Source organism: Shewanella sp. 8A, from assembly GCF_023475945.1.
GTDB lineage: Bacteria > Pseudomonadota > Gammaproteobacteria > Enterobacterales > Shewanellaceae > Shewanella > Shewanella xiamenensis.
Genome location: NZ_JAMDJP010000003.1, coordinates 40,007 through 50,959, shown reverse-complemented (window position 1 = coordinate 50,959; position 10,953 = coordinate 40,007). Strand labels below are relative to the sequence as shown.

The 10,953-nt window shown below is 48.0% G+C and carries 10 protein-coding genes; 6 read left to right on the top strand and 4 right to left on the bottom strand.

The features are described from left to right. Window positions 1-2: 2 nt before the first annotated feature. Window positions 3-1,163, top strand: a complete 1,161-nt coding sequence (locus M0413_RS03115) for a putative sulfate/molybdate transporter (RefSeq protein ID WP_188871677.1) — start codon at window positions 3-5, stop codon at window positions 1,161-1,163. 60 nt (window positions 1,164-1,223) lie between these two features. Here the strand turns inward: M0413_RS03115 and M0413_RS03110 are convergent, their stop codons facing one another. The 3 genes from M0413_RS03110 to M0413_RS03100 are packed head-to-tail and all read right to left on the bottom strand — an operon-like array spanning window position 1,224 to window position 4,005. Then, window positions 1,224-2,228, bottom strand: a complete 1,005-nt coding sequence (locus M0413_RS03110; RefSeq protein ID WP_249553161.1) for a polysaccharide deacetylase family protein — start codon at window positions 2,226-2,228, stop codon at window positions 1,224-1,226. After that, complete coding sequence (locus tag M0413_RS03105) at window positions 2,225-2,869, bottom strand: ester cyclase (RefSeq protein WP_241406273.1); 645 nt, start codon at window positions 2,867-2,869, stop codon at window positions 2,225-2,227. The genes M0413_RS03110 and M0413_RS03105 overlap by 4 nt, the downstream gene beginning before the upstream one ends. Next, on the bottom strand, window positions 2,869-4,005 hold the full coding sequence (locus tag M0413_RS03100) for an alkene reductase (RefSeq protein ID WP_099457391.1): 1,137 nt from the start codon (window positions 4,003-4,005) through the stop codon (window positions 2,869-2,871). Before M0413_RS03100 ends, M0413_RS03105 begins: the two co-directional genes overlap by 1 nt. A 111-nt stretch (window positions 4,006-4,116) precedes the next feature. On the opposite strand from M0413_RS03100, the gene M0413_RS03095 reads away from it, so the two are divergent. Beyond that, window positions 4,117-5,028, top strand: a complete 912-nt coding sequence (locus tag M0413_RS03095) for a LysR family transcriptional regulator (RefSeq protein ID WP_069454174.1) — start codon at window positions 4,117-4,119, stop codon at window positions 5,026-5,028. Between the two features lie 78 nt (window positions 5,029-5,106). On the opposite strand, the gene M0413_RS03090 is transcribed toward M0413_RS03095, so the two are convergent. Continuing rightward, window positions 5,107-6,912 carry a sensor histidine kinase gene (locus tag M0413_RS03090; RefSeq protein WP_088586605.1) on the bottom strand — a complete coding sequence of 602 codons (1,806 nt, stop codon included), beginning with the start codon at window positions 6,910-6,912 and terminating at the stop codon, window positions 5,107-5,109. Window positions 6,913-7,120: 208 nt separating this feature from the next. On the opposite strand from M0413_RS03090, the gene M0413_RS03085 reads away from it, so the two are divergent. The 4 genes from M0413_RS03085 to hslV all read left to right on the top strand — a co-directional run bounded on the left by M0413_RS03085 (window position 7,121) and on the right by hslV (window position 10,936). Then, window positions 7,121-7,723 (top strand): response regulator transcription factor, encoded by a 603-nt coding sequence (locus M0413_RS03085; RefSeq protein WP_037422732.1) that lies wholly within the window; start codon window positions 7,121-7,123, stop codon window positions 7,721-7,723. 424 nt (window positions 7,724-8,147) lie between these two features. After that, window positions 8,148-8,735, top strand: a complete 588-nt coding sequence (locus tag M0413_RS03080) for a type II secretion system protein (RefSeq protein ID WP_047540133.1) — start codon at window positions 8,148-8,150, stop codon at window positions 8,733-8,735. Window positions 8,736-8,978: 243 nt separating this feature from the next. Continuing rightward, window positions 8,979-10,157: a flagellin lysine-N-methylase gene (fliB, locus tag M0413_RS03075; RefSeq protein ID WP_249553160.1), complete on the top strand. Its 1,179-nt coding sequence runs from the start codon at window positions 8,979-8,981 to the stop codon at window positions 10,155-10,157. A 254-nt stretch (window positions 10,158-10,411) separates the two neighbouring features. After that, on the top strand, window positions 10,412-10,936 hold the full coding sequence (hslV, locus tag M0413_RS03070) for an ATP-dependent protease subunit HslV (protein ID WP_011073856.1): 525 nt from the start codon (window positions 10,412-10,414) through the stop codon (window positions 10,934-10,936). Window positions 10,937-10,953: the final 17 nt, after the last annotated feature.

Below are 10,953 nucleotides of genomic sequence, written 5' to 3'. Positions count from 1 at the left end.
CTATGACCGCGGGCAAAACCCCAACACAGCACCCTACTCAACCGCTCAACCGTTTACTCGGTGAAACCAGCGGAGCCTTTGCTGACTTAGGCACATTTTTACCTTTAGTCTTGGGATTAATTGCCCTAAACCAATTTTCGCCCCAAGGGATATTTTTAGGCTTTGGCCTATTCGCCATCTTTAGCGCCTTATTTTATCGCCGTCCGATCCCAGTTCAGCCCATGAAGGTCATCGCTGCCCTTGTGATCGCCCAAGGCTTAACGCCAGGGATGCTCCAAGCCAGTGCCATGCTGATGGGTATCATTCTGTTAATCTTGGCGTTTAGCGGCGCCATTACTTGGCTTGCCAAGCAATTATCCCAAGCAGTGAGTGTGGGGATTCAATTAGCGATTGGTCTGCAATTGATGTGGATGGGCACTAAGATGATGAGTGACTTTTGGTTGCTCGGACTCGGCGCGTTTGCCTTACTGTTTGTGAGTAAATTCTTGCCATTGCGTTACCTTGCCATGCCACTCGTTATCGCAGCGGGTATGTTGTGGCAAGCCAACAGCCAAACCGAAATAACTAGCAGCCTGACGATTCCCGCTTTGAGCGCCTCACTGCATTTGGCTTGGCCGAGCCTTAATGAGTGGAGCTCGGCGGCGATTTTACTGGTGTTGCCCCAGCTCGCCCTCACCTTAACCAATGCAGTGATAGCCACCTCGGCCATGGCGCAGGAAAAATTCCCCGAAGACGCCGCTAAACTCACGCCTAAAAACTTGGCCATTAGCTCTGGGCTGGCCAATTTATTACTCGCGCCTTTTGGTGCAGCGGCCATGTGCCATGGCGCAGGAGGACTTGCGGTGCAGTATCACTTTGGCGCACGAACCCACCTCGCACCATTAATCTTCGGCGGTACTTGTGTGGTTATCGCCCTGTTTTGGGATAGCCAAATGGCATGGTTGCTCGGGCTTATTCCTGTAGCAATTCTCGGCAGTTTGCTGTCCATCGGCGGTTTGCAACTGGCGTGGTCAAAACGCCTTATTGATGGTAAGCCCTTCTGTATCTTTGTGATCTTATCTACCGCTGTGACCTGCCTAGCCATTAACGCCGCGGCAGGGCTTGCCGTGGGGATTCTTCTTGAGCAAGGTCGCCGCACTTGGGCCATGCTCGCGATGCGTTAAGCGCCAATATCCCCAAGAAAGTAAAAAACACAGCACATCCCTGTGCTGTGTTTTTAGCTCTTAAAATGTTCTTGCAGGATTGGTTGGCGTATCCTTTTGCGCCAGCGCCCATTTAGCAATCGCATCCTTACGCATAAAACCCACTTTTGAGTGTTCTTTCGCGTATTGAATAAACTTGTCTAAGGCATTGGCAAGACCTGGCGTGCCCCCGATACGGTCGTGCACACTAATCGACATCATCCGCCGCTGCGATGCTCCTTCCTGATAGAGCATATCGAATTCGTCTTTAAGCTCCTGTAAGAAGGCGGCAGCCGTCATCGCAGTGTTACCACCAAAGCGACCTATATCATTGTTGCGCAATGTATAAGGCACCACGGCAAACGGTTTACCCTGCACAGGGATAATTGAAGGTTCATCCCTTGATAAATCATCAATGTGATAGATAAAACCTAAGTCCTGCAGGATATTTAAGGTTTGGGTGCTGTGGCGCATCCAAAACGCATTAAACCCGACAGGACGCTGACCAGTGATCTTTTCTAAGGTATTGATACTCTGGATATAAGAATCACGCTCCTGCGCTGGCGACATACTGTATTGCGGCGTCCACGTCTGCCCATGGCCTGAAATCTCATGGCCTTCATCCGCCACTTGTTTGGCAAGTTGTGGATGTAATTCGGCGGCGCGGCCCACCATATGGGATGTCACGTGAATATTGTGCTTACGCCATATACGCAGCAAACGCGGTATCCCTTCATTCATCCCGTAGTCGTACCAACTGGGAGTAATTGTATCTGGGTAGCCTTTCTCCATTGGTGGAAACGGCCCTTCAGCGTTTTTATCCTGCGCGCCAGCCTCAAACTGCATGGATATAGAGATCACTAGTTGCTCGCCATTAGGCCAAAAACGCTTATTCATATTGCCTCCTACCGAAGTTTGAGTTTGATCATCGACCGCCACTAAGCTCGGAACTCCCATTGAAAAGGCTGACTGACTCAGCCCTACCCCTGCAATCAAAGCGCCGCCCGCCTGTAAACTGGTCTTTAAAAATTGTCGACGTTGATTCATGACTTCGCTCCTGTGGTCACAGCGTTAGAGGCAAGCTGGTTAAATAGCGTTTGATAATCCTCTAGGTGCCAGTTATCAGTAATAAAACCCTCACGCACGCGGTACATATCTACGGCGCGAAAATCAATTTTTTGCCCTTGACCACGCTGTTCACCAAAGGTCCCCGTAAAGTGGCCATAAAAACGGAGGCGCACAACCGCACGGTCACCGACTACCAGCAAGTGCTCAACGGTTACCGAGAGATCTGGCACCGCCGCCCTAAAGGTTTTAGAGGCGTCGAGCGGTCCGCTAATCCCCTGTGCACGACCTTCGGGCAAGGTGCGATCAATAAAACGGGTCGCTAATGCCCAACGGGCAAATGTCGGATCACCAGTATCCCAAAAACTAGCGTATAGCAAAGCGGCGTGGGCAATAGATTCAGCCTGTGGTGAACCATCGCTGATCAGCTCCATTGCCGTTACCTTAGGAGTAAGAGCGGTTTTGACATCAACACTGGCTTGGGTTGAACCACCTTGAGCGGCAAACGCCGTCATACTTAGACTCGCAAGCGCAAAGCCTATAATGGCTAAGCCGAGTAATCCTGAGCTCCACAAACCTACTCTTATCCAAGGAGAAACAGGGCAATAAATACGGTTTTGCATTATGCCACCTCATCGTCACTAGAGCGGATGACGGCGCGCAGTGCCGCTTGATAGCTAGGATAATCGGTATAGCCCGCCGCACTGCCGCCAAATAATGGCCCCTTATCGAAGGGCGATAGGGGTAATTGATTGGCTAATCGATAGGGCAGATCGGGGTTAGCAATAAAGGCACGGCCAAAGGCCACTAAGTCGGCATAACCTTTTTCGATAACCTCATTGGCACGCTCGACATCGTAACGCCCCGCCACAATAATGCTGCCTTTAAACACTTTGCGTAGCTCAATTCTGAAGGACTCGGGTATTTGCGGCGCATCATCCCAATCGGCTTCAGACAAGTGCAAATACGCTACGCCCAACGCCGATAAGTGTTTGGCGGCCAACAGGATAGTATCGACAATCTCTGGGCAGGCCATATCCTTAAAGGTCACATAGGGTGCAAGGCGAACACCCACTTTATCGGCACCAATCTGGGCACTTACCGCTTTAACCACTTCCAATAAAAACCGAATACGCTTCTCCGGCGTACCGCCGTAGGCGTCGGTTCTATGGTTAGAATTAGTCCGCAGGAATTGGTCAATGAGATAACCATTGCCGCCATGGATTTCGATGCCATCAAAACCCGCGGCAACGGCATTTGCCCCTGCGTTGGCAAAGTCGGCCACCACGCGGTCGATATCCGCTTGCGTCATTTCCCTCGGCTCGGGGCAATCTACCATTTGTCCCTCGGGATGCTCCTCATCAACGATCCATACCTTAGTACCGACAGGAGCAATCGCTGAAGGTGCAATCGGCGCTGCACCCTGTTGAAAAATCGGATGGGACACTCGGCCTACATGCCAGATTTGATTAAAGATTTTTCCACCCGCTTGATGCACCGCCGCAGTAACCTTTTTCCAGCCATCAATTTGCGCCTCGGTATAGACGCCGGGGGTAAATGAGTAGCCTTGGCTGTCGTCGGAAATTTGGGTCGCTTCACTGATGATAAGCCCTGCCGACGCACGCTGGGCGTAATATTGCGCCATTAAATCATTAGGGATATTACCCGGTTGTGTGGTACGCGCCCTTGTCATCGGCGCCATAACAATACGATTTTGCAATGTCAGTGCCGCTGACTCATAGGCTGTAAATAAACTCATATGCACTCCCGAACCATAAATGATGATTGAATATCTGAGTGCAATTGTGCATTAGTTAATCTATATTGATAATCAGCCTATTATTTAAATCATTTTCAAAAATAATTTGATATGTATCATATAAACGATCTGCAACTCGCCCTGCGTATTGCTGCACTAGAAAGCCTGTCCGCCGCCAGTAAAGAAGTCGGCATGACGCCCGCCGCCGCGAGTGCGGCCCTGCAACGACTTGAAAAAAAGTTAGGTTGTCAGCTATTTGCGCGATCAACTCGGCGGTTGCAACTCACGGAAGAAGGGCGAATATTTCTCGATGCAGCTAAACCTGCCCTTGCGTTACTCGAAACCGCTTCCGCTAATTTGGCCGAGCATAGGGGCGAGCTTAAAGGCGAAGTGCGTATTGCTCTGCCCTCGGACATTGGCCGCAGCCAGATCCGCAATTGGCTAGATGAGCTGATGGATAGCGCGCCTGAGCTGTCGATTCAGCTGTACTTTGGCGACCATATGACGGATCTCATCGATCAAAATATCCATTTAGCCCTGCGTTATGGCCAACTGGAAGATTCCAATCTAAAACGGCGCCAACTGTCGATGACGCCAAGGGTGCTCGTCGCCTCCCCCGCTTATCTTGCGCAATATGGTGAACCGCAAACACTGAACGAGCTGAGCCAACACCAAGTGTTGATCTTAAATCGTGGCGGCGAGCCATGGCAGAAATGGAAATTCAGCCATAATGGTGAAACCGTAGAGATTGAAGTGAGAGGAAAACGCTTTTGCAATGATGGCGCCGTTGTGCGCGATTGGGCACTGGCGGGGCGAGGTATAGCCTATAAAAGTTGGCTCGATGTGGCGCAGGATGTCACCGAAGGCAGACTACAGCTTATCCTAGCCGATAAACTCGCGCCTGCGGTGCCACTACAATTGGTTTATCTACAAACCGACTATCCTAGCCATAAAATTCGCCGCACTATTGAATTTTTAGCCCAAAAGCTGCTGCAATTTAGCCAAGAATATCCCGCGCCTTAAACGATAATTGGGCCTGATAAAAAGCAGCTTGCACCCGCAACTGAAGATAGATACTTAAAAACTCTGCGGCGATTCATTCTAGCCCCGAGGTAATATCACCGTCACCACACAGCCTTGCTGCCAAGGCAATGGCGTTTGTGTCGATTGCTTGCAGTTTTCAATCTCAATACTGCCGTGGTGACGGCTGACGACATCCTTACAGATCGCTAAACCTAATCCGAGCCCTGCATCTTTGGTGGAGGCAAAAGAGGCCATCAACTCATTAGCTTGCCCCTGTAAACCTTGGCCATTATCAATTACCAATACTTTGATTTCAGTGGGTTGATAGTGGATCTCAATCCTTAACTTACGTGCACGGTTATCCTCACATGCTTCCAGCGCATCGAGGCTATTTTTCACCAAATTGACCCACATTTGACTTAAGCCAACACTATCGCCCATCAATTCATAGGGACGACCTTGCACCTGTACGTCAACTTGTACCCCCGCTCGGTCTAATTCTCGGCGTAATAAGGCCAGTGCCTCTTTGACGACTAACGTCACATCCAGCGGTTCGGCCTTCGACTGACGGCGTTTAAGCAAGCCACGAATACGGTGTACTACCGCCCCGGCCCGTATCGACTGCGCATTGATTTTACCCAAAATATCATAAAGCTCTGGGTTGTCCTGTCCCAGCCTTTCTAGCTGTATCATGGCGCCCTCACTGTATTGGGTTATCGCCGCAATCGGTTGATTTAGCTCATGGGCCAACCCAGCACCGATTTCCCCAAGGATCGCCGCACTTTGTAAGCGTTCTAACTGCAATGCCTTGTCTTTTAATTGCCGCTCAGTACTGACTAAAAACTCGCTCTTTTGGCGGAATTTATATTCGAGCCACAGGTGATAAATGGTCGATACAATAAAGATCAGCAGTAATACCCCACCCCACTCTTTATTTTTCTCCATCCATTTATACACGGTTTGATATAAGGGAGGTGATGCACCTTGCAGCTGTAATTCTTTAAATAATTCAATCACCTTTAGCTGACTCACCGGCGCAGTCCAACCTAAAGTATCGGCGGTAATCGCCGCCACATGGTCTGGGGGCAGGTCAAACAAGGCGCGGGTGATTTGCATGGTGATCCGTGGCGAAACCGTATCCGCCGCCGCAAATGACCAATTAGGATAGAGTTGGGTGCTCACCTCGCAGTCATATCCAGGAGGATGGGTTGGATGAATGACACGATAGTCCGTCTTATTGATAAGCCCTGTTTCAATCATTTCCTCTAGGGTACAAAAAGGCGCAATGGCGGCATCGGCACTCCCATCGCGCACTTGATAGATCAGCGGCGCGAGGGGAAATCCTAAAAATCGCACTTGGCCAAAGAATTGCTCCGGTAAATAACCCATTTTATGCAGTAATCCCATCGCAGCCTGATAGCCACCAAGTGCCTGCGGATCGCTAGCAACCACATTCTTACCGCGTAAATCCTGCAAGCTACGTATAGGGCTATCGGCACGCACAATAATGGTCGCGCCTATGGTAAAAGTGCTGCCCTGATGTTTACGGCTTTTCATGGTCGCGAGCCAAGAGAGGGGGAAATTATTACTCAAGTGCAGATACTGGCCGGGGTTAGTCACAATAAACTGCAATTCATTGCTCAGTAACTGGCTACGCATACCATTAAAGTCGACAGGCACCACTTCAAAACGGCTATTAGGGACGTTTTCGCTAAGGTAATCCATCATAGGCTGCCAGCGCTGTTTTGCCTGCAACACCCCATGATTCGCCAGCACTCCCACTTTAAATTCATGAACGGGAATATCTTCATCGGCATAGGACAAATTAAGCATCATTACGCTCAATATGCAGCTCACGAGTATTGCCCTACACCAAGTTCTCATTGCTATCGCCCTGTCTTGTATGCTTTTGTATTCGGAGTACTTTATACGCAAGGCCAAAATGATGCTGTGAATAACACCAAACTCTGGCATTCCCCCTAAAGTGATTTGACTAATTTAGTGATAAACCTCCCAAGACCTAGGCTTAAAATTGAGCCTACGACAAGGCAGGCTTAAGCTGATAAAGAGCCCCACCACCAAAAGGAAAACCATGTCCACTATGCTGCCACTGTATTTAGTCGATGATGATGAAGCGATTCTCGACTCTTTAGGATTTATGCTCGGGCAATTTGGCTACCAAGTACAAACCTTTAGCAGTGGACGGGATTTTTTAGCCCAATGCCCGTTAACTCAAGCGGGCTGTGTCATCTTAGATAGCCGAATGCCGGAGATCACTGGCCAAGAAGTGCAGCAAAAACTACTTGAAACCCAAAGTCCATTAGGAGTGATTTTTCTCACTGGGCACGGTGATTTACCCATGGCATTAAGCGCTTTTCGTAAAGGCGCATGCGACTTTTTTCAAAAACCTGTGTCGGGTAAAGCCCTTGTACAAGCGATTGAAAAGGCACATAAAGAAAGCCAATCCAGCTTTGAGCAACAGAGTCTGCAGCAGAAATTTGCCCAACTGACTGAGCGCGAACAACAAGTATTAGCCCATGTGGTTCAAGGCATGACCAACAAACAGATCTCCGAAGCCATGTATTTATCCTTAAGAACCATCGAAGTGCATCGCGCAAAGATTATGAAAAAGCTTGAAGTGAACAATATGGCAGAGTTAGTACAACACTTAGGAAATCTAAATTCTGTTTTATAAATCAGTGACCAGCACGCTAAACAATCGCAATATATTCTCGCCACGCTTGTCACGATTAAACCGCTCATTCCATATAACTCAGACCATTTAGAATGCGCTGATGGCGGCGTTTTCATCCAAACTGCGACAAGCTGTCGCAGTTTGCATCTTTGGCTTTGTATCAAACACCATTCACTGCCACACTCAAGTTAGGTTCTCTCCTTTATGCTCCGTAGGCATTAAAGATCCACTGCTTTTGAACCTTTCCCCGAGTACGGCCAGTGTTCTCGGGGATTTTTTTATCCCTACAAACCCCGCCTCGCCGCCCAAAACCCGAACAACCAATGTAGCGCTATTGTTAATTAAATTAATATCTATCAATAACTTAATGATAATTTTTCAAAATGAAGTTAGAATGCGACTATCTTGGCAACAGGTGAGCAGTATGAGTCGTTTACACACATCTAAGGGATTCACCCTAATCGAACTAGTGGTGGTTATCATCATTTTAGGCATTCTTGCTGTAGTCGCAGCCCCGCGCTTTATGAATCTAAGTCAAGATGCCCACGATACTCGGGCAAAAGCTGCTTTTGCTGCTTTTACCTCTGGCGTCAAGCTGTATCACAGTTGTTGGCTTGCGGGCGGACACTCGGGATATACCCAAAATCTCGCTTGCTATGGTGATGGCACTATCGACTCGACCACCACGGGCTTTCCACTCGGAAAAGACACGGCTCAAAGCAGCAGCCAAGGCACTCAATTACAAGGCGCTTACTGCGGAGAACTGTGGCAATCGTTACTCGATAATCAGGACTTTGTCCTTACCACACACACGGATTGGGAAACGCAACAAGCACCCAATATCGACATCGTCTACTGGTATAGCGGCGGCGCGATAAGTGACCCTAATACTTATTGTTACTTTAACTATGTGTCGGATGATCGCCGCCTTGGCAGCGAGAATTGGGAGCTAAAATACTATCCCCTCGATGGACGAACTGTTGTCGGCCGCTCCTCGTTATCTGCACCTTAATCCATCCAGCATATCCGCTTTCGCCACAGGACAAAAATCAACAAAGTCCTGTGGCTTTTTATGCAATAACTTGAATTCTGACTATCCATCCTATAGTGACTTTGTTTTCCTCCGCATCATTTTCATTAAGAGTAGACACTAAGGTTTCTTTTACACTCGGCCGTCAAATTCACCAAAGATTGGCCTTAATCCTATAGATTTGTTACCTTTTTGTTTATGGAACACTCAGATGAATAAACGCCAATGAATAATCTCATTGTTACACCAGGCTACGCTTCACAATTCAGTTGTATAGGTGCCGCATGTGAAGACAGTTGCTGCCATGACTGGACCATCATTTTTGACAAAAAAAGCTACAAAAATACCCTTAACCATCCAAAACTCGCGTCTCTTGCCAAAGAGGCATTTATTGAAACCAAAACCGATGCTAATCAGTGGGCAAAAATCAAACTTAACGCCAATGGAATATGCCCGTTTGTAAACGAGCAGAAGTTATGTTCCATCCATGCGGCTGCTGGTGAAACAGCCTTAAGTCACACCTGTAAAACCTACCCCCGTAGTGACAATGTTATCGCAACCACTAAATACGAAAGTTTAACGATATCTTGCCCTGAGGCTGCCCGCCTGGTGCTATTTGACGCCAATGCATTTCAATTTGAGGCAAAGAGCGGTGGCGCCAAACGTCCAACCGCGGCCAATCCTGCATGGTTAGAAAAAACCTACGATTACAGTTTGGATTTATTAATTAATATGGGTGTGGATTGGCAACAGGCACTCATGGCCATAGGATTATTGGTAAAAGTCAGTGACCAAGTGAGGCAAAATACTCTTCCTATTGCACAAATAGATCAGCGTTTTGAACAATTAATCTTGCTGGCCCAAACCAATCAAATCGATGAGCAATATCAAAAAATACCCTACACACCACAGCCTCAAACCCATGCTTTTGTTTCCATACATGATCAATTATGCAAACTCCACTCAAGAAGCTTAAAGCCTCGTTTTACCTCGCTTAATGACGCAATTGGTTTGCTGTGTAATGAGAGTAATCAATATCAAATTGACGATTTAAATAAAGCGTGGGAAGAAAAAGCGTTGCCTGCGTTGAGCAATTATCAGGATTTATTTGACCGTTATATTTTATATTCGCTTTACCATGAGCATTTCCCCATGAGTGATTCACAGCAGCCTTGGATGGCATTTCGCCTGCTCGTGATAGATTGCTTTATGATCCGCTGTTACTTATCTGCCATGGCATTTAAAAATAATGGACTGACAGAAAGTGACATAGTGCTTTGTTTTCAGATCTATAGCGTTGTGCGGCAACATAAAGCGAAATTTGCCCAGGGCATCAATCAGACATTACAAGAATGTGGTATTGATAGTATTCCCGCCGCCATCAGTCTATTAAAAACCTCGTGATCGCCTATGGTAAAACCGAGACTGCCGAAATAGCGCCAACGGCAGTCTTTGCGAATCAGCCGACGCTTCAGTCGTGGCAAGACTGAAGCTGGCCGCCACTTCCCCGTATGCCGTTATTTGGTTGCAAAAGGCGCGCGAACACGCAAACCCCATTGGCTTTTTCTGCAATAACTTGAATTCTGACTATCCATCCCCATATTTAGTCCATCATCCACCGCAGAATTTTCATTGCGGGCAAGAGAAGAGGATTCATTGTGACCACTATCGTATCAGTACGCCGTAATAACCAAGTTGTCATCGCCGGCGATGGCCAAGTCTCCCTAGGCAATACCGTCATGAAAGGTAACGCCAAAAAAGTGCGTCGCTTGTATCACAATAAAGTGTTGGCAGGTTTTGCTGGCGGCACCGCCGACGCTTTTACCTTATTTGAGCGTTTCGAGTCCAAGCTCGAGATGCACCAAGGTCACCTGTTACGCTCGGCTGTTGAACTTGCCAAAGATTGGCGTACCGACCGTATGCTGCGCAAACTCGAGGCTATGCTTGTGGTCGCCGATGCCGAAGCCTCACTTATCATCACAGGTAATGGTGACGTAGTGCAGCCAGAGCATGATTTAGTCGCCATTGGCTCGGGCGGTAACTATGCCCAAGCGGCGGCGTTAGCACTACTACAAAATACCGAATTATCGGCGCTGGAAATTGCTGAAAAGTCATTGACTATTGCCGGCGATATCTGCGTATTCACCAATCAATTCAAGACAATTGAAGAACTTAATTACTAACAGGGCGTGAGGAATAT